Source organism: Salegentibacter haimaensis, assembly GCF_054121495.1.
Genome location: NZ_JBSYGH010000001.1, coordinates 513,775 through 538,315, shown reverse-complemented (window position 1 = coordinate 538,315; position 24,541 = coordinate 513,775). Strand labels below are relative to the sequence as shown.

The 24,541-nt window shown below is 39.9% G+C and carries 26 protein-coding genes; 8 read left to right on the top strand and 18 right to left on the bottom strand.

Going from position 1 to position 24,541, the window contains the following annotated elements:
* The first annotated feature begins 265 nt into the window (after positions 1-265).
* Complete coding sequence (locus ACW6QP_RS02560) at positions 266-2,686, top strand: ATP-binding protein (RefSeq protein WP_457909264.1); 2,421 nt, start codon at positions 266-268, stop codon at positions 2,684-2,686.
* Here ACW6QP_RS02560 and ACW6QP_RS02555 read toward each other — a convergent pair.
* The 9 genes from ACW6QP_RS02555 to ACW6QP_RS02515 all read right to left on the bottom strand — a co-directional run bounded on the left by ACW6QP_RS02555 (position 2,676) and on the right by ACW6QP_RS02515 (position 10,033).
* Positions 2,676-4,040, bottom strand: a complete 1,365-nt coding sequence (locus ACW6QP_RS02555; RefSeq protein WP_457909263.1) for a sigma-54-dependent transcriptional regulator — start codon at positions 4,038-4,040, stop codon at positions 2,676-2,678. The genes ACW6QP_RS02560 and ACW6QP_RS02555 overlap by 11 nt on opposite strands.
* A 407-nt stretch (positions 4,041-4,447) precedes the next feature.
* Positions 4,448-4,816: a hypothetical protein gene (locus ACW6QP_RS02550; protein WP_457909262.1), complete on the bottom strand. Its 369-nt coding sequence runs from the start codon at positions 4,814-4,816 to the stop codon at positions 4,448-4,450.
* Positions 4,817-5,267: 451 nt separating this feature from the next.
* Positions 5,268-5,669, bottom strand: coding sequence for an alternative ribosome rescue aminoacyl-tRNA hydrolase ArfB (gene arfB / locus ACW6QP_RS02545; protein WP_457909261.1), 402 nt, complete (start codon positions 5,667-5,669; stop codon positions 5,268-5,270).
* Positions 5,669-7,222 (bottom strand): DUF4301 family protein, encoded by a 1,554-nt coding sequence (locus tag ACW6QP_RS02540; protein WP_457909260.1) that lies wholly within the window; start codon positions 7,220-7,222, stop codon positions 5,669-5,671. Before ACW6QP_RS02540 ends, arfB begins: the two co-directional genes overlap by 1 nt.
* Positions 7,223-7,225: 3 nt before the next feature.
* Positions 7,226-7,792 (bottom strand): AAA family ATPase, encoded by a 567-nt coding sequence (locus ACW6QP_RS02535; RefSeq protein WP_457909259.1) that lies wholly within the window; start codon positions 7,790-7,792, stop codon positions 7,226-7,228.
* Positions 7,753-8,385 carry a nicotinamide riboside transporter PnuC gene (gene pnuC / locus ACW6QP_RS02530; RefSeq protein WP_457909258.1) on the bottom strand — a complete coding sequence of 211 codons (633 nt, stop codon included), beginning with the start codon at positions 8,383-8,385 and terminating at the stop codon, positions 7,753-7,755. Before pnuC ends, ACW6QP_RS02535 begins: the two co-directional genes overlap by 40 nt.
* A complete protein-coding gene (locus tag ACW6QP_RS02525) occupies positions 8,369-8,629 on the bottom strand; it encodes a thiamine-binding protein (protein ID WP_457909257.1) in 261 nt (86 codons plus the stop codon). Before ACW6QP_RS02525 ends, pnuC begins: the two co-directional genes overlap by 17 nt.
* 10 nt (positions 8,630-8,639) lie before the next feature.
* Positions 8,640-9,377: a phosphoglycerol geranylgeranyltransferase gene (locus ACW6QP_RS02520; protein WP_457909256.1), complete on the bottom strand. Its 738-nt coding sequence runs from the start codon at positions 9,375-9,377 to the stop codon at positions 8,640-8,642.
* The gene (locus tag ACW6QP_RS02515; protein ID WP_457909255.1) at positions 9,377-10,033 is read right to left on the bottom strand and encodes a 4'-phosphopantetheinyl transferase family protein; all 657 of its coding nucleotides are present in this window, start codon (positions 10,031-10,033) and stop codon (positions 9,377-9,379) included. Before ACW6QP_RS02515 ends, ACW6QP_RS02520 begins: the two co-directional genes overlap by 1 nt.
* A gap of 64 nt (positions 10,034-10,097) precedes the next feature.
* On the opposite strand from ACW6QP_RS02515, the gene ahcY reads away from it, so the two are divergent.
* On the top strand, positions 10,098-11,414 hold the full coding sequence (ahcY, locus tag ACW6QP_RS02510; RefSeq protein ID WP_457909254.1) for an adenosylhomocysteinase: 1,317 nt from the start codon (positions 10,098-10,100) through the stop codon (positions 11,412-11,414).
* A 98-nt stretch (positions 11,415-11,512) separates the two neighbouring features.
* On the opposite strand, the gene ACW6QP_RS02505 is transcribed toward ahcY, so the two are convergent.
* The 4 genes from ACW6QP_RS02505 to ACW6QP_RS02490 all read right to left on the bottom strand — a co-directional run bounded on the left by ACW6QP_RS02505 (position 11,513) and on the right by ACW6QP_RS02490 (position 13,269).
* Positions 11,513-11,836, bottom strand: coding sequence for a hypothetical protein (locus tag ACW6QP_RS02505; RefSeq protein WP_457909253.1), 324 nt, complete (start codon positions 11,834-11,836; stop codon positions 11,513-11,515).
* Positions 11,837-11,923: 87 nt separating this feature from the next.
* Complete coding sequence (gene rpmA / locus ACW6QP_RS02500) at positions 11,924-12,184, bottom strand: 50S ribosomal protein L27 (RefSeq protein ID WP_457909252.1); 261 nt, start codon at positions 12,182-12,184, stop codon at positions 11,924-11,926.
* 29 nt (positions 12,185-12,213) lie between these two features.
* Entirely contained in the window at positions 12,214-12,705 is a 492-nt protein-coding gene (gene rplU / locus ACW6QP_RS02495) for a 50S ribosomal protein L21 (protein ID WP_457909251.1), read from the bottom strand.
* 99 nt (positions 12,706-12,804) lie between these two features.
* Positions 12,805-13,269 (bottom strand): DUF4199 domain-containing protein, encoded by a 465-nt coding sequence (locus tag ACW6QP_RS02490; protein WP_457909418.1) that lies wholly within the window; start codon positions 13,267-13,269, stop codon positions 12,805-12,807.
* Between the two features lie 190 nt (positions 13,270-13,459).
* Between ACW6QP_RS02490 and ACW6QP_RS02485 the strand changes: the two genes are divergently transcribed.
* From ACW6QP_RS02485 to ACW6QP_RS02470, 4 genes are all read left to right on the top strand, one after another.
* Positions 13,460-14,782 (top strand): M16 family metallopeptidase, encoded by a 1,323-nt coding sequence (locus ACW6QP_RS02485; protein ID WP_457909250.1) that lies wholly within the window; start codon positions 13,460-13,462, stop codon positions 14,780-14,782.
* 19 nt (positions 14,783-14,801) lie between these two features.
* Positions 14,802-16,862: a M16 family metallopeptidase gene (locus tag ACW6QP_RS02480; RefSeq protein WP_457909249.1), complete on the top strand. Its 2,061-nt coding sequence runs from the start codon at positions 14,802-14,804 to the stop codon at positions 16,860-16,862.
* Positions 16,863-17,015: 153 nt separating this feature from the next.
* Positions 17,016-17,312: a type II toxin-antitoxin system HigB family toxin gene (locus ACW6QP_RS02475; protein ID WP_457909248.1), complete on the top strand. Its 297-nt coding sequence runs from the start codon at positions 17,016-17,018 to the stop codon at positions 17,310-17,312.
* Between the two features lie 12 nt (positions 17,313-17,324).
* Positions 17,325-17,693 carry a helix-turn-helix domain-containing protein gene (locus tag ACW6QP_RS02470; protein ID WP_457909247.1) on the top strand — a complete coding sequence of 123 codons (369 nt, stop codon included), beginning with the start codon at positions 17,325-17,327 and terminating at the stop codon, positions 17,691-17,693.
* A gap of 13 nt (positions 17,694-17,706) precedes the next feature.
* Here the strand turns inward: ACW6QP_RS02470 and ACW6QP_RS02465 are convergent, their stop codons facing one another.
* From ACW6QP_RS02465 to mutY, 5 genes are all read right to left on the bottom strand, one after another.
* On the bottom strand, positions 17,707-18,612 hold the full coding sequence (locus ACW6QP_RS02465) for a DMT family transporter (RefSeq protein ID WP_457909246.1): 906 nt from the start codon (positions 18,610-18,612) through the stop codon (positions 17,707-17,709).
* A 64-nt stretch (positions 18,613-18,676) separates the two neighbouring features.
* Entirely contained in the window at positions 18,677-19,219 is a 543-nt protein-coding gene (gldD, locus tag ACW6QP_RS02460) for a gliding motility lipoprotein GldD (protein ID WP_457909245.1), read from the bottom strand.
* A 13-nt stretch (positions 19,220-19,232) separates the two neighbouring features.
* Positions 19,233-20,567 carry a gliding motility-associated protein GldE gene (locus ACW6QP_RS02455; protein WP_457909244.1) on the bottom strand — a complete coding sequence of 445 codons (1,335 nt, stop codon included), beginning with the start codon at positions 20,565-20,567 and terminating at the stop codon, positions 19,233-19,235.
* A gap of 21 nt (positions 20,568-20,588) precedes the next feature.
* Positions 20,589-21,047 carry a single-stranded DNA-binding protein gene (locus ACW6QP_RS02450; protein WP_457909243.1) on the bottom strand — a complete coding sequence of 153 codons (459 nt, stop codon included), beginning with the start codon at positions 21,045-21,047 and terminating at the stop codon, positions 20,589-20,591.
* 113 nt (positions 21,048-21,160) lie between these two features.
* Complete coding sequence (gene mutY / locus ACW6QP_RS02445) at positions 21,161-22,207, bottom strand: A/G-specific adenine glycosylase (protein ID WP_457909242.1); 1,047 nt, start codon at positions 22,205-22,207, stop codon at positions 21,161-21,163.
* A 142-nt stretch (positions 22,208-22,349) separates the two neighbouring features.
* Here mutY and ACW6QP_RS02440 point away from each other — a divergent pair, with 142 nt between their 5' ends.
* Both ACW6QP_RS02440 and ACW6QP_RS02435 read left to right on the top strand, forming a co-directional pair.
* A complete protein-coding gene (locus ACW6QP_RS02440; RefSeq protein WP_072878455.1) occupies positions 22,350-22,640 on the top strand; it encodes an HU family DNA-binding protein in 291 nt (96 codons plus the stop codon).
* A gap of 309 nt (positions 22,641-22,949) precedes the next feature.
* Positions 22,950-24,491 (top strand): Rne/Rng family ribonuclease, encoded by a 1,542-nt coding sequence (locus tag ACW6QP_RS02435; protein ID WP_457909241.1) that lies wholly within the window; start codon positions 22,950-22,952, stop codon positions 24,489-24,491.
* Positions 24,492-24,541 lie beyond the last annotated feature (50 nt).

The window sequence follows — 24,541 nt, the reverse complement described above, 5'->3', positions numbered from 1 at the left end:
TTACGAATAAAAGGGGCGATTATTCTGATTAAAAAATTAAATAAAAAAATCCTGAAACTGCCCGGGTTAAAATTGGGGCAACATCAGGAGTACATACAAAGCGCTTTGCGTTTTCCCTTGGCAGCATTACCTGCCCAGGTTCATTGGGTATGATCTCAGCCCCGGTAACCCGGGACACCCCTTTGAGATTTGCCGCAAAGGTAATAAGCTTTTTTAGTATAACAAGAGCCTTGTATAGAAATTGGTGTAATTTTGGCTGTTCAATATGGAAATGCTTAATACTAAACGCTCTATAACTTTTAAGGTGCTTGCCGCCTACCTTCTGTTGGCTGCGCTTGCCGCGGTTTCGGTGTGGTTTGTTTATTCCCAATGGGAATCATACACCCAGTTAAACCAATCAAATTCCAGCAACAACGACAAGTTATTCCTGGTGAGTGAAATTACCACCAGCCTGTACGAGACCGAAAATATTAGTCGCCGGTTAATACAAACGGGAAACGAGGGTGACCTGGAGCTTTATCGAAATGAGCTGGATAGCATTAGAAAGGATGTTAGAATTTTAAAAAATTCATATTCAGACAGCCTAATGCAATCTGAACTGGATAGCATTAGCATACTCCTCAACCGAAAAACCTCAAACCTTGAGGAACTCTTCAAACTGCGGGAACAGGATCGCAACACCAACTATTACTCACAGGTGCTTCAGGAATTAAGAAAGGTAAACGAGTCTTTTGATCCTAATTACGATGAAAGATTTGCCAATTTAGAACCCCACCAGCGCAGGGTACTCATCAGATTGCTGGAATATTCCCGGGAGGATAATGCCCAGCAAATCACCAATCAAACGGCCGATTCTATCATTGGTTCGGTAAAAAACGTGTTAGCCGAACTGGAAGCTGCCAACAGGCGCTTCAGGCAAACCGTGAACAAAAAGGAGAATGAACTGCTGGAAAATGATGTAATCTTAAACCAGCAGCTTCGAAAATTATTAACTTCCATAGAACAGGAAGAACGCCTTAGTTCTTTGGAAAGGGCTGAAGCATCAGAGCAAATGCTTTCAGACTCTTACCTCATCATTATTATTGCAGGCTCAATAAGCTTTTTTATAATCCTGATTTTTATTATTCTTATAATTCAGGATGTAAGCCGAAGTCACCGCTACAGGCTTCAGCTTGAAGAAGCCAAGGTCTTTGCCGAGTCCCTCTTGAAAAGCCGGGAACAATTTATGGCTACTATCACCCACGATTTGCGTTCACCTTTAAACACGTTGATTGGGTATACCGATTTGCTCAAGAAATCTGGTTTAAACAACAAACAAAGCCATTACCTGTCTCAACTTAAAAAATCATCAGATTTCATCCTGCACCTGGTTAACGATCTTTTGGATCTTTCGAAACTCGAAGCGGGGAAAATGCTAATTGAAAAACTTCCGTTTAACGCAAAAAATTTAATTGAAGATAGTGTTTATAACTCTCTGCCGGCCAATAGTGATAAACCCGTAAATGTTTGGGTAGACGCCGACGAAGACACCTCGGTACAGGTACTCAGCGACCCCTTTAGAATTAAACAAATCATCACCAATCTGGTTACCAACGCCTGGAAATTTACCGAAGAAGGCGAGATAAAGGTTTCAGTGCATTTAAAAAAGGAAATCGAAGATAGCTACAGCCTTTACATAAAAGTAAAAGACACGGGCATTGGAATTTCTGAAGATAAACAAGAGGCGATTTTTGAAGAATTTAGCCAGGAAAACAGCAGCATTGAGCGCAATTACGGCGGCACAGGACTCGGTTTGAGCATCACCAGGAGATTAACCAAATTGCTTAAAGGCGATATAAAACTTCAAAGTGAAGCAGGAAAAGGAAGCGAATTTACCGTGTGCATTCCTGTGGTTAAATTACCGGCGACGGCCAGCTTTGAATTGGAACCCGAAATACCTGAAAACAGGCCTAATCTGGACGGAAAAAGAGCCTTGGTGGTAGACGATGAAAATTCCCAGCTGGCTTTAACTCAGGAACTGGTAAAAAGTTTGGGCCTTAGTTGCGCCCGGGCCAATAACGGAAATCAGGCAATGGAAATTTTAAAGACCGAAAAAATTGACCTGGTTTTAACCGATATTCAAATGCCGGGCAGTGACGGCTTTGACCTGATTAAAAATATTCGCGAAAACAGCAAATTAAAACACATCCCTGCCATTGCCCTGTCGGGTCGCACCGATGTAGATGAAGAGGTATATAGACGGGCCGGTTTCCAAAAAAGCCTTTTAAAACCTTACAAACCCGCGGCCCTTCTAAACAGTATTGAAGAAATTTTTAAGCTGAAGATCGATAGAAAGGAACGACCTCAGTTTTCTTCAGAAGTAAATAATGGTTTTAGCCTGGAAGAAATTCACGAATTTTCGGGTGGAGATGCAGGGGCTATGCAGGTAATTATCAAAGCTTTTTTACACAGTTCTGAAGCTAACCTCGAAGATCTTAAAAAGGCCCACGCTGCTAATAATGTAGAAGATATGGCCAGAATCGCTCATAAAATGCTGCCTATGCTGAAGCAGTTAAAGGCCTTTCACATCACCGTTTACCTTGAAAAACTGGAATTAAAACAGAAAATTTCTGAACAGGATTGGGGTGAACTTATTGAGCGTATTCAGGTATTAATGAGACAATTGGAGACTGAAATTACAGTTTAATCCCGTACTGTTTTAATTTATTATATAGGGTCTTTCTATCTATAGACAGCATTCTGGCCGCTTTGCTTTTATTACCACCGGTTTTTTCCAGGGCATCGAGTATGAGTTGTTCCTCATTTCGATTTTTAAACAGGCCGTAGTCCGATTCAGATTTTGTTGCTGTTGCAATTTCGTGAGGCAAAACTTTTAAAGGAATAAGGTCATCCTGGGTGAGCAAAACTGCTCTTTTCACCATATTCTTTAGCTCCCTCAAATTTCCGGGCCAATCGTAATTTTTAAATGCCTGGATGGCGTTTTCAGAGAAACCTACCACGTTTTTTTCCAGTTCCCTGTTGGCTTCTTCCAGGAAAAAATCTGCAAAAAGCATCAAATCTTCCTTGCGTTCTTTAAGTGAAGGCACTTTAATCGAAAATTCGTTTAATCTATGATACAGGTCTTCCCGAAATTTACCCTCTCTTACACTTTGGCTCAAATCTTCGTTGGTGGCGGTAATTACCCGTATGTTAACTTCTATTTCTTTATTGCTTCCTACAGGTTTTATCTTTCGTTCCTGAAGTGCCCGCAGCAATTGAACCTGTAATTCGTAGGTAAGATTTCCTATTTCATCAAGAAACAGGGTTCCCCCGTTAGCCGCTTCAAAATGTCCTGTTTTATCATTTATAGCACCTGTAAAAGAGCCCTTTAAATGCCCAAAAAACTCGCTGGAAGCTAATTCCCGTGGTATAGCGCCACAATCTACCGCAATAAATGGCTTGTCTTTTCTCTTGCTTTTGTTATGGATGCTTTTGGCCACCTGCTCTTTCCCGGTACCACTTTCACCCATAATCAAAACCGACATATTGGTTGGAGCTACCAAATCTATATAATCGTTGAGCTTAACTGAAGCATCACTAAAGCCTTCCACAAATTCTGAAGAAGTCTCGGTTGAATTTGCGGGTTGAGTTTTTTCTGGTTTGGTTTGGGGAGATTCTTTTAACTCGCTAATGCCAGCCTCTTTTGTTTTCTGCGCGTTTTCTATGGTTTGCAGGATAGATTCAGGTCTGAAGGGTTTGGAAACATAATCGAAGGCCCCGGCTTTCATCGCTTCCACGGCCATACTAATTTCAGCATAACTCGTCATTACGATTACCTGAGTCGCGGGATTCTTGGCTTTCACTTCCTTTAAAATTTGAAGCCCATCTGAATCGGGTAGGCGAACATCTGTAATTACCAGAGGGAAATCGGCAGTTTGAATCTGCTTTAAAGCTTCATTGGCAGAAAATGCGTGAACCACTTCATAATTTCGCTTTTCCAGAAAAGTCTTCAACATGGTCCCAAAGGCCACATCATCTTCTACAATGAGAATTTTAGTCATATTATCTATTTTCAGAGACTGCTAACTGCAAATTTAACAATCTTGAGCTCACCACTTTCAAAATTAAACATAAAAAAAGAGGCCTCAAAGCAGACCTCTTTTCCTAACATTCTAAATTATTAACCTGTAACTGCTGGAATCCATTTACAATGCATTTATCAAATACTTCTCTTTTCATCTTTCTTATGCCAGCCTGAGTCTTTTAAGTGTTAGTTGTGGTAGACTCAAAATCGCATAAACCAAACTTCGGGAGGCTATTTACGATTTTTAATTAATCGCGTATTTGATATTTTCATTGGTGCCGGGAGAGTTGGTTTCTCTTTAACCCCGGCTGTTTTGCTTTAAAAAACCACCGGATTTAGGGTTTCCGGTGGTTCATCTTACTTAACCTAATTTAGAGCGAAGCTCTATTCTTCATACGAATCCTTATCTTTTTTCTTTTTGTCTTTATCGATCCAATTACCGTCCTGGTCGATATAAGCTTTTTCGGTCTCCCCGTTTACATTTAGTTTAAGTTTGTAAACTACCTTTCCATCTTTTTCTTTCATCCAGGCTTCTTCGGTAACTGCCCCATTATAATCGGTCATCACAGCATCTTTAATAGCCTGCGGAAGGGTAACTACATCTACCTCGGTATAATCATCCTGCATAGATTTAGCCTCGGTTTCAACAGTGGCATTTACTTCTTCAATTTCTCCTTCGGTTTGTGCCTGCATAGTTTGAGTAGCTAAAAGCATACCTGCGGCGGCCATTAATGATAATCCTAACTTTTTCATAATACTAAGTTTTTTAAGTTTAAAGTTTTAATTCTTGATGTATAGAGGAATAATTATACCAAATTCATATTTTTTTGCATAATTCCCTGTCTATCAAAGACTGAGAGATATCCTGGATTTTGTCTTGGGAAAATTTTATGTAGAAATGCCTTGATTTAAGGGATAATTATGTAGAAAACTGCTTCAGGACCAAAAAAAAGAGGCCTAAAAAAGGCCTCTTAATTCTCCGAAAATCTAAATTATACAACAGTTATCCACGCTGTTGTGCTTTAGTTATGTGAATCAGTTTTATCTAACTCAGGTTATGCTTAGAAAAAATCATTCCACAGGATGTAATTTCCTACAAATTACTGAATCGCAAATCATTATAAATAAAAACGAATCATAAAAAAATTAAGAAAGCACCCCAGTTTCCCCGATCCGCTCCACACTAGTGTAGAAAAACTACACACTACTTTAATGGGTTTTGGCGATTGGCTTTTTTCTCTGCGTTCAATTTTTTATTTCGAAGGCGTTTTAATTTGGAGGCACGGGATACCCCGGTCTTCTTTCTGGGCTTCGGCTTTTTTAACGCCTCTTCAATTAATTCAAAGAATTTCTTCTGAACGTCTTCTTTATTCTTATGCTGACTGCGGGAAAGCTCGCTGCTTAAGATAATTTCACCAGAGGTAGTAATGCGGTTTTCAAGCTTTTTAGCAAGGCGTGATTTTTCTTCTTCTGAAAGCCCTTTGGAATTTTCGATATGAAAATAAAGTTCAACCTTGCTGGAAGTCTTATTCACATGTTGCCCTCCGGCACCCGAACTGCGCACCGCTTTAAAATTGAATTCCTTTATGATAACCTCTGGCTCCACTAACCCTGCTGATGGCTGGTTTTTAAAAGGTCGGCGACGGTTTTGACAGGATTAAAAGTCTCAACCGGCACTTCCACAAAAACGGTATTCCAATGCGCCATCCCCCCATTCCACAATCCGGGCCGTTCCAGCGCCTTTAGATCTTTACCATCTTTGGTTTTGTGAGCAATGAAACTCATAGATTCATCAACAAATTCAGATATATCGTATTTTTCACCTTTATGATTATAAATACCACAGGCAATATCTACCGGATTAAAATGTGTTGAATTATTAAGGATCTTTACCTGCTCAATATTATCCTTATCGATTTGAGCCGATTCGATGATTTGCAACGAAATTTCACCGCTTTCATCCTTTACCAGAAAAGGCCCGCCGCCGGGTTCTCCTTCATTTTTCACCATCCCGCAAACCCGTAATGGTTTGTCCAATTTTCTGCATAGGTACTGGGTTTTCTCCTCTCCGGTAAACTTGTTAAAGGAAGTGGTGATTGACACCAGTAATTCATCTTTCAAAAACGAGGCAATTTCATCCAATTTTGCTTCAGAACGATTCCCGTCTTCCAGGTCTTTCATAAAACCAAAAATTTGCTGTTGAAGGTCGATTAACTTCCCTCCCAACATTTTTTTAGCCTCGGCTACTTCCTGCAGGTTTTTTTCAACGGCTACGTTATCGATATTTTTAATAAATATCAATCCGGCTTCCTGTTTATTAAGATTATCAATCAGCGCTCCGTGACCGCCGGGGCGAAAGAATAAATTCCCTTCTTCATCCCTAAAAGGTTCATTGTCTTTATCTACCGCAATAGTATCGGTTGCCGGGTCCTGGAAAGAATAACTTATTTCAAATTCGGTATTGGTTTTTTCCCCGACTCTGGTTTTGACACGCTCAAATTCTTTTTCGAATTTTTCTTTGTCTGCTTCTGAAACCGTAAAATGCAAATGGGCTTTTCCGTTTACCGTTAAATATTTCGCTGCCCCGTACAAATGCTCTTCAAAGGCGGTTACGGTGCGATCTTCGTATTTATGAAAAGGCACCAGGCCTTTTGGCAAGTCGCTAAGGCCCAACCCATCTTTGTATAAAATGGTTTTTACCAGCAACAGGTGTTGCTCGTCTTTAGATTTATCGTCAAAATCTGAATTATTTTTTTTTGCCAGCTCTAAAGCTTCCTGGTAAAATGGAAGTTTCTCCAGGTCGACAAAAAACTTTTGCAGGGATTCATCTCCTTTTTCATCCAGGTAACTTCTTAGGTCATTATCGCCCGGGTTATATTCATCGACCAGCTTATGCAAGCTTTTAAACATTCTGGTAGCAGCACCAGAAGCGGGCACAAATTTTAATAGCTTATAACCCGACTTCTCATTTTCAAACTTTCGAATGTAATTGAGGCGTTCTTCTTCAGAAAAGACAAAAATTCCCTGCCCGGGGGTGGCGGCTTCCTGAATATCTACTTTTATATTTCCTCTTTCAAAAATGGCCAGTTGACGCTCAACTTCCTTAGTGTTTAATCCTCTTTCTTCTATTTGTAAAATATCAACTTCGCTAAATCCCACGATTTACTCTTTTTTTAATAGTTCATCAATTTTTTTCACGGCAGTTTGAAAGCGTTGTTCAAGACTACCTTTTAAAATAACATAGGGTTTGCCGGCATCTATCAATGCCTTCTCAAACCTATTGAACATCCCGATACGGTCATTGGGTTTGTCCCGAAGATCGTCGGGAGTCCAGGGAGTGTCAATATACATTAAAAAGTAGAGATCGTATGGGTTGTTTAACGCATGTTTAAGAAGTTGCGGCTCACAAAAACCCTCGTAATAAGCTTCAGAATAGACCTTTAGCTCCAAAAGATCGGTATCGCAAAACAGCAGCTTCTCAGCTTTTTCTGAAAGCCTGTTTTCCAGATTCATTTGACCCTGAGCGATGGGAATTATATCTTCAGGTTTACACACCTCCTTTTCTTCATCCCATTTCTTCTGAAGATATTCGCGCATATATTCAGGTACCCATTGCGTGTTGTAATGTTGGGCCAGCATTTGGGCTAAAGTGGTTTTTCCCGTAGATTCGGGACCAAACATCACAAACTTTAAGAGGGACGAAGGTCGTTGCGCAAGTGTTTTTTCCATGCTCTATATCCGTAAAATGCGATTATTGTAAAAACGAAATACTGCAGTGCGGTAAAGGCCAGGCCTTTGTAAAGGTATAGGGGCACCGAAATTATATCTCCAATAATCCAAAATATCCAGTTTTCAATTTTCCTTTTTGCCATTTGCCACATTCCCACAAAGAATATCGCCGTGGTAAAAGTGTCGACGTATGCTGTCCAGTTATCCCACTTGTCAAAGGCTTCATAAACGGCAAAAACAAACAACAGGGTGAGACAAAATATAATCAAACTCCACCAGTTTTCCTTCCTGCTGGTATTGGTAATTGGTGTAAAATGATCGGGATCTACTTTTCGGGTCCAAACATACCAGCCATAGATGCTCATCGAGAAATAATAAGCATTAATCATCATATCACCCAAAAGCTGCCACTGCCATAGCAGGTACACGAAAATAAGCGTGCTAACTATGCCGGTAGGATACACCAGAATATTATTTTGCTTGGAATACCAAACCGACAAAAACCCGAAGATTACCGCAATGATTTCGAGGATTATAAATAAGGTCGGATAGCTGGAATACTGATCAAAGAAGTAATCAAAAATCGGCTGCATAGTCGCTACGATCAGTTTTCACAATTTTCATATAGATCAACCCCCGATCTATAGCCTCAAATGCGGTTTTTATTTCTGAATTAAGCACAGCCATAACCTCCGCATAATCTCCATATACCTGGGTTGAAAGTGGATTTTCCTTAACCTCTAATCCTGAGGCACGCAGTTTTTTGATAAATTTTTTAATGGCTGGCTCAAAATCATCCTGCAAGGGAGAAAGCGTTAATTCTACTGAAATATCCATCTTCTAAAGTTTATTCAAATTTAGAGCTTTCAATGCAGTATTCTGCGTTCGCATTATTCTTTTCAAAGTAAGTGCCCATCACCAGCATATCGGCACCGGCTTTTAAAGCCTGTTTCTTTTGTTGCTCATTTCGTATTCCTCCACCCACAATTAGCGGAAGTTTTATGGCTTCTTTAACCGCAGAGATAATTTCTTCAGAAACCGGATAAGCCGCACCACTACCCGCTTCCAGATAAATTAGCTTTTTCCCCAAATATTGTGCTGCCAGGGCGGTTTCCACAATTAGTTCTACCTGATTTTGCGCTATGGGCCGGGTTTTACTTACCCGTTCTACGGCCGATTCTCTCCCGCCGTCTATAAGGATATACCCGGTGGGAATAATTTCCAGCTTCGAATTCTTCAACATTTTTACCGCCTGCAGCTGTTGACCTATCAGGTATTCCGGGTTTCTGCCCGAAAGTAAACTCAGAAATAGCAAAGCATCGGCCTCCTCGCATATTTGGTTATGATTACCGGGAAAAAGAATGATAGGCAACCCGGTTTTTGTCTTTAAGCTATTCACGCAAACTTGAGTTTGATCGCCATCAACCGTGCTTCCTCCTACGAATAAATGAGTGGTTTCCTTCGGAAGTTTCCGCAAAAAATCTGCTGCTTTTTCAGCTTCAAACTTTTCGGGATCAATTAATATGGCCAGCATTTTTTCTCCTGCTTCAGCATTCTGAAAAATTTCCGAATAAAAATTCCTCATCAGGCTATAGTCTTGGGCTTATTACTTAGAGGCCAGCCATAAACGCAGGTGAAACCTTCAAATTCTAAAAAATGAAGCTCGTAATAGGAAGTATCCTGCTTGAAATTAACCACCGCAGTGGTTTGAGCATCATCAAAGTCGAAATCGGTTACGTTTATGTGTTGCAGGAAACCCAGGCCGGGTTCAGCAAATATTTTATAGATCGATTCTTTGGCACCCCATACGATAGTGAGTTTTCGAATTAAAGCCTCTTCGTTAGCCAGGGTATGATATTCTTTTAGCGGAGTGAATTTATTGGCGATTCTGAGAATTTTATCCCGTTGCTTTTCGATGTCTATCCCCACTTTTTTATCGCTGCTCAGGATAATGGCCGTGAAATTGAAGGAATGGGTTATAGAGATGTTTTTCCCGTTTTTAAGGTGGGGCTTGCCCAACTCATCATAATAAAGGTCGTGATCTACATAACCGGCTTCTGCCATAAGATGCCGAATACTCATAAAGCCGCGACGATGAATTTCAGATTTCATCCCCTCTACCCGCTCTTTACAATGAGGTGTTAGCTCAATACCATCACAAAGATTTTCATAGGGCTCTTCTACCTTCCAAATGAAGACTTTAGTATGTTCGTCGATTGTTATTGTTTTGTAAAGCGGCATGTAGAATTGTTCTATATTATGTATTTTTGCCCAACGAAAATTGCTAATATTCAAATATAATAATATGTCGACTAAAACAGTGCCTTATACCGCTTATAAAGTTAAGGATATTTCCCTGGCAGATTGGGGACGAAAAGAGATAGAACTTGCTGAATCGGAAATGCCGGGTCTTATGGCACTTCGTGAAGAATATGGCCAGGAACAGCCTTTAAAAGGTGCGCGCATCGCCGGATGCCTTCATATGACTGTTCAAACCGCAGTTTTAATTGAAACTTTAGTGGCTCTTGGTGCCGATGTTACCTGGAGTTCCTGCAATATATTCTCTACCCAGGATCACGCTGCTGCCGCTATTGCCGCTGCCGGAATTCCGGTTTATGCCTGGAAAGGTATGACCGAAGAAGAATTTAACTGGTGTATCGAACAAACCCTGTTTTTTGGAGAGGAAAGAGAGCCGCTTAATATGATTCTCGACGATGGTGGAGATCTCACCAATATGGTTTTCGATAAGTATCCCGAACTTGCCAAAGGCATCCGCGGACTTTCAGAAGAAACCACTACTGGGGTACATCGTCTTTACGAGAGAATGAAAAACGGAACCCTGGTTATGCCGGCCATTAATGTAAATGATTCGGTTACCAAATCTAAGTTCGATAACAAATATGGATGTCGTGAGAGCGCTGTTGATGCGATTCGCCGCGCTACAGATATTATGCTTGCCGGAAAACGCGTAGTGGTTTGTGGCTATGGCGACGTGGGGAAAGGTACTGCTGCTTCCTTTAAAGGAACCGGAGCAATCGTAACGGTTACTGAAATCGACCCTATTTGTGCCCTGCAGGCCGCAATGGATGGTTTTGAAGTGAAAAAACTCGAAACAGTTGTTGGCAAAGCCGATATCGTGATCACCACGACCGGAAACAAAGACATCGTTCGGGGCGAACATTTCGAAGCGATGAAAGACAAAACCATAGTTTGTAATATTGGTCATTTCGACAACGAGATAGATGTAGCCTGGTTAAATAACAACCACGGAAACACCAAGGATACCATCAAACCTCAGGTTGATAAGTACACTATTAACGGGAAGGATATTATTCTTTTAGCCGAAGGTCGTTTGGTAAACCTTGGTTGTGCCACCGGGCATCCAAGCTTTGTGATGAGTAATTCATTCACCAACCAAACCCTGGCGCAAATCGAACTTTGGAAAAATGCCGATAATTATAAAAATGAGGTGTATATGCTTCCGAAGCATTTAGACGAGAAGGTAGCTAAGCTTCACCTGGAGCGCATTGGAGTGGAACTTACCGAACTAAGACCAGACCAGGCTCAATATATAGGAGTTGAAGTAGAGGGCCCTTTTAAGCCTGAATATTATAGATATTAATACAAACATTTCCGCATCCCGACTATGCTCAGCATAGGTTACTGTGGAAATCGACTGTTTAAAAAACCCTTCTGAAGTAAAATTCAGAAGGGTTTTTTTTATGAAGGAATCATAAACCACACAAAGAAGATAATGGCCACGATAACCGCCAGAAAAGCCAGGATGATGATCATAGCTTTACTTATCTTTTTCTTTTTAGGCAGCGCCTCTTCTTCGTTGGGATCTACCAGGTAACCATTATTCTGCAGCAGTTCGCGGGCTTCCTCATAGTCATCTTTGGGCACCTGCAAACTTAACCTGGGCACATTGGCTGGGCCCTGCTCTTCGAGTACCTTAAATTTTATATCCTCAAATTCAAGGATGTTGCGAACCAGAATTAATTCCTTACGGTTAACAGGGTTGTAGATAGTAGTAAACTCCATAATTTGAGAATTAACAGCCATCCTAAAATACGAAAAAAGCCCTTCCGAAGAACGAAAGGGCTTAACTTATCTACTAAAGAGTTTCTCTTAGGCCTCGAAAGGAACTACAGAAACATAAGATTTATCATCTTTCTTTTTAGCAAATTTTACGATGCCATCGATTTTGGCATGTAAAGTATGGTCTTTTCCTGCATACACATTCTCACCTGGTCTGTGCGCAGTACCTCTTTGTCTTACGATGATGTTTCCTGCAACAGCAGCCTGACCACCAAATATCTTTACGCCAAGGCGTTTCGATTCTGATTCTCTACCGTTCTTGGAACTACCAACTCCTTTTTTATGTGCCATCTTATTTTAGGTTTTAAGTAGTTTATAAATTAACTTAAGGCTTCAATAAGCTCGGCCTTTTTCATTGAAGAATATCCTTCAAGACCTCTCTCTTTAGCCATCTCTTTCAACTCGGCCACTGTGTACTGGCTTAAGTCTTCAGATTTCTTATCGGTTTTGGCTTCTTTTTTAGGCTCTTCTTTCTTAGCTGAAGTTTCCTTTTTTCCACCTTTAGCCGAAATACTCTCGATCACGATCTCGGTTAAAGCCTGGCGATGCCCGTTTTTCTTTTTGTAACCTTTTCTTCTTTTCTTCTTGAAAACGATTACTTTATCACCTTGAAGGTGACGGGTGATTTTAGCTCCTACAGAAGCTCCATCTATAGCCGGGGCGCCAAGAGTTACGTTGTCTCCGTCGCCGGTAAGAAGAACTTTATCGAAAGAAACACTGTCTCCTTCTTCTCCCGCTAAACGGTTTACAAACACCTTCTGGTCTTTTGCAACTTTAAATTGCTGCCCTGCTATCTCTACAATTGCGTACATAGTGTTGTGATTAATTAATTATATGCTATGTGCCTGCTTTTTGGCAAGCGGGTGCAAATATACTTCTAATTAATTAATTCACAAAGCCTTTATTATTTTTTAAAGCGTGTGTCGTTTTCCTTCCTTGGTGTTCCAGGAATCCTTGAAAAGCTGCATAAAGGTTAGGGTTAGCACAAAGGTGGTTGCAAATCCCATAACAGCAACCACGAAAAGGATAATCCCAATATTCACACTATAATCGGTGATCCAGAAAGTAAGTAGTCTATCGATAAAATCGGGATTTAATTCGGTGGCATATACCGCGAAGAAAATCGTGAAGATAACGGTGGAGTTAAATCCGGTGATTAGGCCGGTCATAAAACCTTTTTGATATTTAAATTTATTGCCAGCAGCCAACTGGTAATGCTTAATTGCCTCCCACATCCCGTAGGCCATAATAACCCCGTTAAAAAGACTGAAAATGGGATTTACGTGTAATTGGAAAAGAGAAAGAATTAAAAAATAGGCTACCAGCCCTGCGGCTATAGCAAGTCCGTATTTAATAGGAATGCTCAAATGTTTCATCATGATATAGTTGGTTTTATGAAAGTAAATTTCTTAAAAAACCCGCAGTATCTGCCTTAAGGCCTTGTTAATTTTGGGCTAAAGCCAGTTCGAACTAATTTTTATGAAACAAATTTTAAATTGTTGTAACAATTTAATAATAAAGCACACCTATATTACAAACATTAATAACAAACCGATTTTTAAAAGCATGATTAACAAATTAAAACTTTCAGCTTGTGCTCTGTTTTTGAGCGCAGCAGGTTTTGCCCAACAAGTCGATTTTACCGAGTACGACCTGGACAATGGCCTGCACGTTATCCTGCACCAGGATAAAACAGCCCCAGTAGTATCTACTTCAGTAATGTACCATGTTGGAGGAAAAGACCTAAAAAATAACAAAACAGGTTTCGCTCACTTTTTTGAACATTTGCTATTTGAAGGAACTAAAAATATAGGAGAAGGTGAGTTTATGTCTATAATCAATTCCAATGGCGGCTCTTTTAATGCGACCACCTCTCTAGACCGAACCTATTATTATGAGACTTTCCCATCTAATAAATTGGAATTAGGACTTTGGCTGGAATCTGAAAGAATGCTTCATCCCGTTATTGGCGAAAAAGGAGTAAAAACTCAAAATGAGGTGGTAAAAGAAGAAAGAAGGAGAAGCTACGACAACAGACCTTATGGAAATCTCCTGCAGGTAATTCAAGCTAATCTTTTTTCAAAACATCCATATAAAGACCCCAATATTGGTTATATGGAAGATTTGGATGCTGCAACCCTCGAAGAATTCAATGAATATTTCGATGAATACTACGCTCCCAATAATGCTACTCTGGTAGTTGCGGGCGATATAGATTTAGAAAAAACAAAAAAACTTATCGAGGATTATTTTGGACCTATCCCGTCAGGAAACCAGGTAAGCAGAACCAAGATAGAAGAAGAGCCAATCACTACTACGGTAAAAGATACTTTTTACGACCCAAACATCCAGCTTCCAATGTTTGTTTTGGCTTGGAGAACTCCGGGTATGTCTGAAAAAGATGCTCAGGTATTGGATATGGTTTCTACCATTCTTTCACAGGGAAAATCTTCAAGACTTTACAAAAAGCTAGTAGACGAACAAAAGCAGGCATTACAAGCTTCTGCTATCAATCTTGCTTTTGAAGATTATGGGGCCTATGCAATCTTAAGTTTACCACAAGGGGATACAACTCTAGACACCTTAAAAGAGGAAATTGATGAGGAGATAATAAAACTTCAAAACGAAACCATTTCCGACAGGGAATTCCAAAAACTTCAGAACACGTTTGAAAACAGATTTGTAAACGCAAATAGCAGTGTTTCAGGTATAGCAGAATCTCTGGCGACATACAAAGTACTACACGGAGATACAGATTTAATAAATGAACAACTAGAAATTTATAAATCGATTACTCCGGAAGACATCAAGAGAGTAGCCAATGATTATCTAAAAGAAAATCAAAGAGCCGAGATTTATTATCTTCCAAAAAAGGATGATGTTGAATAATAATTCTAAAGAAATTACAATGAAAAAATATATACTTACAATAAACGCTGTTCTGTTTCTTGCTTTTTCAGCATTTGCACAAATAGATCGCAGTACGCCCCCAGAAGCTGGACCGGCTCCAAAAATTAATCTTGAGAAACCGCAAACATTTACTTTAGACAACGGTCTTAAAGTAATGATTGTAGAGAATAACAAACTGCCCAGAGTTAACATGACGCTTGTTCTGGACAATCCTCCATACGCAGAGGGAGAAAAGGCTGGGGTTTCAATGCTCACAGGCGGACTTTTTGGAACCGGCACAACCAATACCTCAAAAGACGATTTTAATGAAGAGGTAGATTACCTTGGTGCAAACATTAATTTTAATTCAAGAAGTGCCTATGCTAATACATTATCTAAATTCTTTCCAAGAGTCTTAGAGTTAATGGCAGAAGGAATCTTAAATCCAGAATTCACACAAGAAGAATTCGAAAAACTACAACAACGTCAAATCGAGAATCTTGAAAGTAGTGAAAAGGATGTAGCCTTTAATGCAAGACGTCTTAGAAATGCGCTTACTTACGGAAAAGAACATCCTTACGGAGAGTTTAGCACCCCGGAGAGCCTTGAAGGCGTAGGACTGGAAGAGGTAAAGAATTATTATAATACTTATTTCGTTCCTGAAAATGCATATTTGGCAATAATTGGAGATGTAAATTTTGATGAGGCCAAGGAACTGGTTGAAAAGAATTTTAGCGTGTGGAACGCCAAATCACTTCCTGCAACTAATCTACCAGAGGTTAAAAATGCTGAAACTATACAGATTAATCTTTTAGATATGCCTAATGCTGTACAAAGCCAGATCGCTGTGATGAATAGTGTAGATTTAAAGAAGAATAATCCAGATTATTTCCCTGCTTTAATCGCAAATCAAATTTTAGGTAGAGAAGATGGAAGACTTTTCAATAATTTAAGAGAAGACAAAGGTTATACTTATGGCGCCTATTCTTCTTTGGGATCTGATAAGTATGCAGCTGCTTTTACCGCTACTGCCGAAGTGCGTAATGCAGTAACCGATAGCGCTGTTATGGCTTTCCTTGATGAAATTCACAGAATTCGAAATGAAAAAGTTTCACAGCAAGAATTGGAAAATGCAAAAAACAAATATGTAGGAAACTTTGTACTTTCTCTCGAACAACCATCAACAGTAGCCAGATATGCCCTGGATATAGAAACAGAAAACCTGCCCGAAGATTTTTATGAAACCTACCTTCAGAAGATCAACGATGTTACTATAGAAGACGTTCAACGTGTTGCTAAAGAATACTTCAAATTAGACCAGGCACGTATCGTGGTTGCCGGGAAAGCTTCAGAAATCGGAGAAAACCTTGAAAAAATCGAATGGAACGGAAAGAAAATTCCGGTGAAATATTACAACAAACTTGGAGAGGAAGTAGAAAAACCAACTAAAAAGACGGTTGACGCTTCTATGGATGTTTCTCAGATTTTCGAAAATTACCTCAAAGCAATTGGCGGGAGAGATGCCGTTGAAGATGTGAAGAGCGTAGTGATGAAGGCCCAGGCGACTGTGCAGGGAATGCAACTTAGTCTTGAAAGAAAGAGTACTGTAGAAGGAAAGCAGGTGCAGGAAGTAAGCGTTGGCGGCAATGTGATGAGCAAGCAGGTTTTTAATGGAGAAACCGGCTTTGTAATCGCCCAGGGCCAGAAAATCCCTTATAACGAAGACCAGATCAAAACTGCTAAAGTAGATGCCAATCCATTTCCGGAACTGGAAGTAAACGGAGCCAGCATTGAAGGAATCGAGCAGGTAAACGGGAAGGATGCTTACGTGGTAAACCTTAACGAAAGCACCAAAGCATTTTACGACACCGAAAGCGGACTAAAACTTAAGTCGGAAACCACAGTTTCTCAAATGGGGCAAACGATGACTGTTCCTACCGAGTTTAATGACTACCGTGAAGTTGAAGGCGTTAAATTCCCCTTCGGAATAAGCCAGGCTATGGGCCCGCAAACTTTCGAGTTTGAGGTAACCGAGATCCTGGTAAATGAAGGCGTTGAAGCAAGCGACTTCGAAGAATAATCTTGTTTATTAATGTTAGGTTAATTAGAAGAGGCTGCCTGCAAGGGCAGCTTTTTTGTTTAAAAAAATGAACATAATTAAGTTCATTCAAGACCTTATTTAAAAGTTCTAAAATAGGGAACTTTTGATTATCTTTGTTCTGGAATAGAAGGAATGAAAAGAATAATTTCTAAAAAGATTTTAAGAGAATTCTGGGAAAAGCATTCCGATTCAGAACAATATCTGAAAACCTGGTATGAAACAGCAAAAACTTCCAAATGGAATTCTCCTGCAGATGTTAAGCAAACTTTTATAAACGCCAGTATTTTAAAAAACAGCAGAGTCGTTTTCAATATTAAAGGAAACTCTTATAGATTAATCGTAAAATTCAATTACGATAGACAATGGGCGTTTATAAGATTTATAGGAACACACACAGAATACGACAAAATAGACGCAGACATAATTTAGAAGATTATAGCTATGAATATCAAACCTCTTAAAAGCAAACAGGATTACAAAAAAGCTCTGGAAAGACTTGAGGTTATTTTTGATACTCCGGCTCACTCACCAGAAGGTGACGAAGCTGAAATTCTTGCAATTTTAATTGAAGATTACGAGAATGAATATTATCCAATTGAAGCTCCAGACCCCATTGAAGCTATAAAAATTAGAATGGAGGAAATGAATTTGAAACAAAAAGATCTAGTTGGAGTAATTGGCGGAAAAAGCAGGGTTTCTGAAATATTGAACAAAAAGAAAAGATTAACTGTAGATATGATTAGAGAATTGGAAAGCTTATTGCATATCTCAGCCTCGGTATTAGTGACTAATTACCAGTTAGCGAAATAATCCTTTTTAACTATCAAGTCGCCTGCTTTCTAAATTTACTAAAAACCCTCCTCGAGCGGTTCACGATAAATACGCCGGCCAGGATAACCCCTGCCGAAAGCAATTGCCAGGCACTAAAGACCTCTCCATCTAAAATTCCCCATCCCAGCGCAACTATCGGGATGGTATAGGTTACCGAAGTGGTAAACACAGGATCTGAAATCTGCACTAGCTTATTGAAAATGATCATCGCCACAGCAGTGCCTATAACTCCCAAAATCGCAACGAAGCCAATCGAAGTTTGCAATGCTGCCACTTCGAAATCTTTTTCAAAAAAGCCTGAAAAATATAAAATTCCAAGTGCCGGCAACAACAATACCGTAAAACTGCCCGCTGCGATCCCTAAAGGATTAATATCGCTCATATAGGATTTTAAAAAATTCACATTTAAGGCATAACAACAGGCCGCGGCAATTACCAGGAGTGAATAGAGGTAATTTTGATCGGGGTTTATACTGGCACCGCTAAAGATGAGACCCACAGTTCCCAGGAGCCCTATAGCCACTCCCAAAACCTTGTTTAGATTCATCACCGCTCTGAATAAGATGACACCAAAAATCAGCGTCATGATAGGGGTAGTGGCATTTAGTATAGAAGCCACTGCGCTGTCTATCTCGGTTTCTGCAAAAGAGAAAAGATAAACAGGAAAAAAATTACCCAAAAAGCCTGCCACCAGCATCCATTTCCATTGTCTCTTGCTTAGCCGTGCAATAGATTTAAACCCAATAAGAATTAGAAAAACCGCTGCGAAGATTATTCGGAAGGAGCCTACTTCGATGGCCGTTAATCCCACCAAACCTTTTTTGATGAGAATAAAGGAACTTCCCCAAACCAGGGAAAGAATAAGCAGATACAGCCATTTTATTTTAGCAGGAGGCATAATAACGTATTTGCCTGCAAATTTGAAAAATAAAGTTCGACTAAAATCCCTTTCCGCAGAAAAATCAATTTTTCCAGCTTAAAGACTCCATTAAATGCCTGATATCTTTTTTCAGGTAATCGGCAGCGGGAACTATGGAGTCGAAATTTGGTTTCCGGTTAAAATAGATAGATCCGGTCATAAAATGACGGCTGCTATCGGTGAGGTAAAATTGTGCCTGGGAAGCCGCATTCCCGTCAACCTCATAAAACATTCCGTAGGTATTGCGGGAAGGGTTTGTATACAGATCTCCTTCTATAACATCGGCTTTTATGGTATGCTGCAATGGCAATTTTTGAGCATCCCGCAGCAAACTGTCCAAATTATTATGAACCGGCTGGTAGGTTAAAAAAATCACCGCATTCATAGCAGGGTACTCCAAATTTAACCAACAGGGCCTGTTGTTCCTTGAAGGTTCCAGGTTTGCAAATCGATTTTTCTCGAATTCGAAAGGGCAATTAAGCCGGGTTACTTCATAATTTGCCAGCGGATATTCTAAGGCAAGAAAAGCTTTGGGTTTTGGCTGCACCTCATCTTCGCAACCGGTAAAAATTGCGGACAAAAACATAAAAAATAGTATCCTACTCCAAATTCTCATGAGCCGCAATGCTTAGCTTAATTTGTTTGATTCTGCGATCATCTATTACTTCGATAGTAAAAGTATAGTGCTCCAGAAATATCGAATCGTTTTTCTTCGGAAATCCGCCCGAGATCTCCAGCAAAAAGCCGGCTAATGTTTCAGCTTCTCCTTTCTTTTCTTCAAAAACCGTGGGGTCTTCGAGTTTTATGATCTTATAAAAGTCTTTCAACGGAGTTTTCCCCTCAAAAATATAAGTGCTTTCATCCAGCTTTGAATACACGAGGTCTTCATCATCAAATTCATCGCTTATATCTCCAACAATCTCTTCGATGATATCTTCCAGGGAAATAAGTCCGCTGGTGCCACCATATTCATCTACCACAATAGCAAGGTGATTTTTCTTTTCCTTGAAATCGTTTAGCAAATCATCGAGTTTTTTATTTTCCGGAACAAAATACGGGTCCCGCAACAAACTGGTCCAGTCGAATTCGGTTTGATCCAGGTAAGGCAACAGGTCTTTCACGTACAAAATTCCAATTACCTTGTCGATATTTTCCTTATACACCGGGATTCGGGAGTAGCCGTTCTCGATCACCTCCGGAATAATTTCAGCAAAAGATTGGTTTTCATTTAGAGCAAAAATATCCATCCTGGGGCGCATAACCTGTTTGGTATCGGTGTTTCCGAAGGAAACTATACCTTTTAGAATTTTTTGTTCTTCCTGGGTGGTGTCTTCTTCACTGGTAAGTTCCAGGGCCTGGGAGATATGATCTATACTTATATAGGAGCGTTTTTTGCCCAACCTGTCGTGAATAAAAATAGTAACCGCCCGCATTGGACCGCTAAGCGGAGTGAAAACGGTATCTAAAAAATTGAGCGGACGCGCCATAAAATTGGAAAAACTCACATTATTTCGGCTGGCATAGACTTTTGGAAGAATTTCCCCGAATAGCAAAATCAGAAAAGTCACTACTCCTACTTCCACCAAAAATTGCAGGCTAATTCCGTAGAAATACACCCTCATATTCGAGAAGAAATCGGTAGTGAGATCGTGAAACAACAGCACTATGGCAATATTTATGAAATTATTTGCCACCAGAATAGTTGCGAGCAACTTTTTGGGCTTATCCAGAAGCCGCACCACCAGCTCCTGGGTTTTGCTTCGTTTGCCATCTTCGGTAATGAAATCACCCGGGGTTAGAGAAAAGAATGCCACTTCGGCTCCCGAGATAAGGGCCGAACAAAGCAATAATAGGAATAAGATCAAAAAGCTAAATAGCTGGGTGAAGTCTAAAGCAGCAAAAAATAGAAACAAACTGGGAGGTTCCGGGTCCAAATGCTATGGTTTTAATTAAACTTAGAAGGGAAGATCGTCTTCATCTTCCTCCTGTGCAAAGCTATTATTTTTTGGTTGGCTTTGAGGCTTTTGCATATTAGAATTTTGAGCAGGCCCACCGGCTTGCGGCTGGCTGCCACTTCCTGAAGTGCTCAAAAATGTAAACTCAGTACATTGAATTTCGGTCGAATAACGCTCATTGCCCTGATCATCCTGCCATTTACGGGTTTTAATTCGGCCTTCTATATACACCAAATCGCCTTTTTTAAGGTATTTCTCGCAAATTTCGGCGGCTTTATTTCGCACCACGATATTATGCCACTCGGTATTGGTTACCCTTTCACCAGAAGTTTTATTGGTATAAGTCTCGTTGGTAGCCAGCGGAAAACGACCAATTACCCCACCACCATCAAAATAATGCATTTTTACATCATCGCCTGTATGCCCAATAAGCATTACTTTATTTAGTGTTCCTGCCATTTTTATAGAGTTTAATGCTTTTTATAAAGCGATTTAAGTTTAAAGATTCTAAAATACTGAAAAAAATTCTGTTGAATAAATTCCCGGTCGGGAAAAGTATTAACAAAGTCTATCTAGTAATTTTCCAAATCTGCTTCAGCCAGAAAATTCTGAATTAAAACCGGCACAGGATAGGCTCCTAAATCGGCCATTGGGGTGGCCTTTTCCAAATTTGCAATATTAATCATCCAGAAATGCGCATAAATATGCTGGTGAGATAGTTTATGCACTACAGGTTCTTCGTTATAAAGTTCAATGTCAAATAAACTTTCACCTATTATTTCCCGGAATTTCTCTTCTGAAGTTAATTGCTTCAGCCTTACCGGCTGTTTGGTTTCAATTAAAGGAAACTGGTAAAGCCCCTCCCAGATTCCTTTCCCTATTCTCTTCTCGATTAGAGTGCTGTTATCTTCTGAAGCAAATACCAAATAATTAAAATAGCGCTTTTTCAGCTTTGTCTTTTTCAGCTTTACAGGTAATTCTCCAACTTTATTTTGCTGCAAGGCCAGGCAGCCGGAGTTAAGCGGACAATTTTCACAATCGGGATTTTTTGGGGTGCATTGCAAAGCGCCAAACTCCATTATGGCCTGGTTGTAGGTTGCAGGGTCATCTCCCGGCATAAGTTCATTGGCCAGGGCTTTAAAGTGCTTAATTCCTTCAGTAGAATTTATTGGGAGGTCGATATTGAAATATCTGGCCAATACCCTGTAAACATTTCCGTCTACCACAGCCACAGGCTCTTTAAAACAAAAAGAAGCAATGGCCGCGGCGGTGTATTCTCCTACTCCTTTTAAATTCTTCAGTTCTTTAAAGCTATCCGGGAAAACTCCGTCGCGCTCTTCACTTATATATTTAGCGGTAGCATGTAAATTTCTGGCTCTTGAGTAATACCCCAGGCCCTGCCATAGTTTAAGCACCTCATCCAGGGGCGCGGCCGAGAGATCATGAACCTCGGGAAAGGCTGTTATAAATCGCTCATAATAAGGTAAACCCTGCGCAACCCTTGTTTGCTGCAACATAATTTCACTTAGCCAGATGCGGTAGGGATCGGTGGTTTTTCGCCAGGGTAGACTTCTTTTATTGCTTAAATACCAATTAATCAGTATCTTAGAAAAAATCATAGAATTGTTTGTCGAGTTGCAAGTATAAAAGTTTATTCCATTATTATTTAATGATTTAGGCTTGAAATATTGCATATTTAATTCTTATATTTGCGCCCTTGAATTTTTAGAAACCCCATTTATAATATTAAACCGCACGAAAATGACGAAAGCAGATATCGTAGCAAACATTTCAGAGAAATTAGGAATGGAAAAAGGAGATGTACAGGCTACCATTGAAACCTTTATGGAGGAGGTAAAAACTTCCCTTGAAAGTGGAGATAATGTATACCTTAGAGGATTTGGAAGTTTTGTTGTAAAGACAAGAGCTGAGAAGACCGGTAGAAACATCTCAAAGAATACAACTATCAAAATTCCTGCTCACAACATCCCGGCTTTCAAACCTGCAAAAATATTTGTAGAAGGCGTAAAATCGAACGTTGAAGTAAAGTAATAGCCTATGGGCGATTGCCCGGCTAAAAGAAAATATTTATTAATTTAAATCTTACACTATGCCAAGTGGTAAAAAAAGAAAAAGACATAAGGTAGCAACACACAAGCGTAAAAAACGAGCAAGAGCTAACCGACACAAGAAAAAGAAGTAGTTTTCATACTACTTTTTTTATTTAAAAAAGTTCATTGAAAATGAAATCCTAAATTTTAGCCCCAGGGCAGGAATTTAGGATTTCTTCAGGATTAAAAACCCTGTGAGTAAATAATGTTTAATCCATCCCGATAGCAATCGGGACAAAAATCTGGAAGAGTGGACAAAGAATTAATTATTAGGTCCGGATCCTCTGCTGTAGATTTTGCCTTACTAAAAGATGGAAAACTTATTGAGCTCAACAAGGAAGAAGACAGCAACAAATTTAATGTTGGCGATATATTTTTAGCCAAAATTAGAAAAGCTGTACCAGGCCTCAATGCCGCATTTGTAAATGTGGGTTATGAGAAAGATGGTTTTTTACACTACCACGACCTGGGACCTCAAGTTTCTTCCCTGCTTAAGTTCATAAAACGTGTAAGCACAGGTAAACTAAAAGATTATTCTCTTAAGAATTTTACTTTTGAAAAAGATATTGACAAGAACGGGCAAATCGCCGATGTTCTCAAGTCAAATCAGTCGCTACTGGTTCAGGTTGTAAAAGAACCTATTTCTACCAAAGGCCCCAGGATAAGCTCAGAGCTGTCTATACCCGGCCGATATATCGTACTGGTACCTTTCTCTAACCGCGTTTCGGTTTCACAAAAAATTGAAAGCAAAGAAGAAAAAGATCGCCTAAAAAGATTGGTAAAAAGCATTAAACCCAAAGGATTCGGGGTTATTGTGAGAACCGTAGCCGAAGGCAAGAAAGTAGCAGAGCTGGACAGAGACCTCCAAAACCTGGTAGGCCGCTGGACAGCGATGAGCAAAAAGCTGTATAAAGCACCGCATCCCTCCAAGGTGTTGGGAGAACTTAACAGGGCATCTTCCCTGTTGCGTGATATCTTCAACGATACCTTCACCTCGATAGTAGTAGATGACGAAACCCTTTATACCCAAATTAAAGACTATGTGGGCGAAATTGCCCCTAGCAAAGAATCAATTGTAAAATTGTATCAGTCGAATGTTCCAATCTTTGAAAAATACGGTATCGAAAGACAAATAAAGACCACCTTTGGGCGCACAGTTTCTATGAGCAAGGGCGCCTACCTGGTAATAGAACACACCGAAGCCATGCACGTAATAGACGTGAACAGCGGCAACCGGTCTAACAAATCAAAAAACCAGGAAGATACCGCACTCGAGGTGAACCTGATAAGTGCCACCGAAATTGCCCGGCAGCTTAGGCTAAGGGATATGGGAGGTATTATCGTGGTAGACTTTATCGATATGAATAAAGCCGAAAACCGAAAAGCCCTTTTCGACCACCTTAAAAATGAGATGAGTGACGATCGTGCAAAACATAAGATTTTGCCCCCGAGTAAATTCGGATTGATACAGATTACACGACAACGCGTACGTCCCGAAATGAATATTAAAACCCGTGAAGAAAACCCGAACGGAAACGGTGAAATTGAGGCACCGATTTTAATAGTCAACAGGATTAAAACCGATCTGGAAAAACTGATGAAAAAAGATCAGAAAAAGATCACCTTAAGTGCGCACCCATTTATCGCAGCCTTTTTAACCAAAGGCTTTCCATCACCCCGTTCGCAATGGTTTTTCGACTATAAGCGATGGGTTAAAATTTTACCAAGAGATGCTTACACGTATCTGGAATATCACTTTCACGATAAAGACGGAAATGTGATCAACCCATAAATCAAAACGCCTTTCGATGCTTCGGAAGGCGTTTTTTGTTTTTAGACAGT

Coding starts and splice junctions, on each gene's coding strand:
- mutY (WP_457909242.1), bottom strand. CDS start 22,207: ATGATTTTTTCTAAGATACTGATTAATTGGTATTTAAGCAATAAAAGA.
- ACW6QP_RS02490 (WP_457909418.1), bottom strand. CDS start 13,269: ATGAAACATTTGAGCATTCCTATTAAATACGGACTTGCTATAGCCGCA.
- ACW6QP_RS02485 (WP_457909250.1), top strand. CDS start 13,460: ATGATTAACAAATTAAAACTTTCAGCTTGTGCTCTGTTTTTGAGCGCA.
- ACW6QP_RS02515 (WP_457909255.1), bottom strand. CDS start 10,033: ATGCCGCTTTACAAAACAATAACAATCGACGAACATACTAAAGTCTTC.
- ACW6QP_RS02465 (WP_457909246.1), bottom strand. CDS start 18,612: ATGCCTCCTGCTAAAATAAAATGGCTGTATCTGCTTATTCTTTCCCTG.
- rplU (WP_457909251.1), bottom strand. CDS start 12,705: ATGTACGCAATTGTAGAGATAGCAGGGCAGCAATTTAAAGTTGCAAAA.
- rpmA (WP_457909252.1), bottom strand. CDS start 12,184: ATGGCACATAAAAAAGGAGTTGGTAGTTCCAAGAACGGTAGAGAATCA.
- gldD (WP_457909245.1), bottom strand. CDS start 19,219: ATGTTTTTGTCCGCAATTTTTACCGGTTGCGAAGATGAGGTGCAGCCA.
- ACW6QP_RS02555 (WP_457909263.1), bottom strand. CDS start 4,040: ATGACTAAAATTCTCATTGTAGAAGATGATGTGGCCTTTGGGACCATG.
- ACW6QP_RS02505 (WP_457909253.1), bottom strand. CDS start 11,836: ATGGAGTTTACTACTATCTACAACCCTGTTAACCGTAAGGAATTAATT.
- ACW6QP_RS02475 (WP_457909248.1), top strand. CDS start 17,016: ATGAAAAGAATAATTTCTAAAAAGATTTTAAGAGAATTCTGGGAAAAG.
- pnuC (WP_457909258.1), bottom strand. CDS start 8,385: ATGCAGCCGATTTTTGATTACTTCTTTGATCAGTATTCCAGCTATCCG.
- ACW6QP_RS02535 (WP_457909259.1), bottom strand. CDS start 7,792: ATGGAAAAAACACTTGCGCAACGACCTTCGTCCCTCTTAAAGTTTGTG.
- ACW6QP_RS02560 (WP_457909264.1), top strand. CDS start 266: ATGGAAATGCTTAATACTAAACGCTCTATAACTTTTAAGGTGCTTGCC.
- ACW6QP_RS02480 (WP_457909249.1), top strand. CDS start 14,802: ATGAAAAAATATATACTTACAATAAACGCTGTTCTGTTTCTTGCTTTT.
- ACW6QP_RS02470 (WP_457909247.1), top strand. CDS start 17,325: ATGAATATCAAACCTCTTAAAAGCAAACAGGATTACAAAAAAGCTCTG.
- ACW6QP_RS02450 (WP_457909243.1), bottom strand. CDS start 21,047: ATGGCAGGAACACTAAATAAAGTAATGCTTATTGGGCATACAGGCGAT.
- ACW6QP_RS02520 (WP_457909256.1), bottom strand. CDS start 9,377: ATGAGGAATTTTTATTCGGAAATTTTTCAGAATGCTGAAGCAGGAGAA.
- ACW6QP_RS02550 (WP_457909262.1), bottom strand. CDS start 4,816: ATGAAAAAGTTAGGATTATCATTAATGGCCGCCGCAGGTATGCTTTTA.
- ACW6QP_RS02440 (WP_072878455.1), top strand. CDS start 22,350: ATGACGAAAGCAGATATCGTAGCAAACATTTCAGAGAAATTAGGAATG.
- ACW6QP_RS02525 (WP_457909257.1), bottom strand. CDS start 8,629: ATGGATATTTCAGTAGAATTAACGCTTTCTCCCTTGCAGGATGATTTT.
- ahcY (WP_457909254.1), top strand. CDS start 10,098: ATGTCGACTAAAACAGTGCCTTATACCGCTTATAAAGTTAAGGATATT.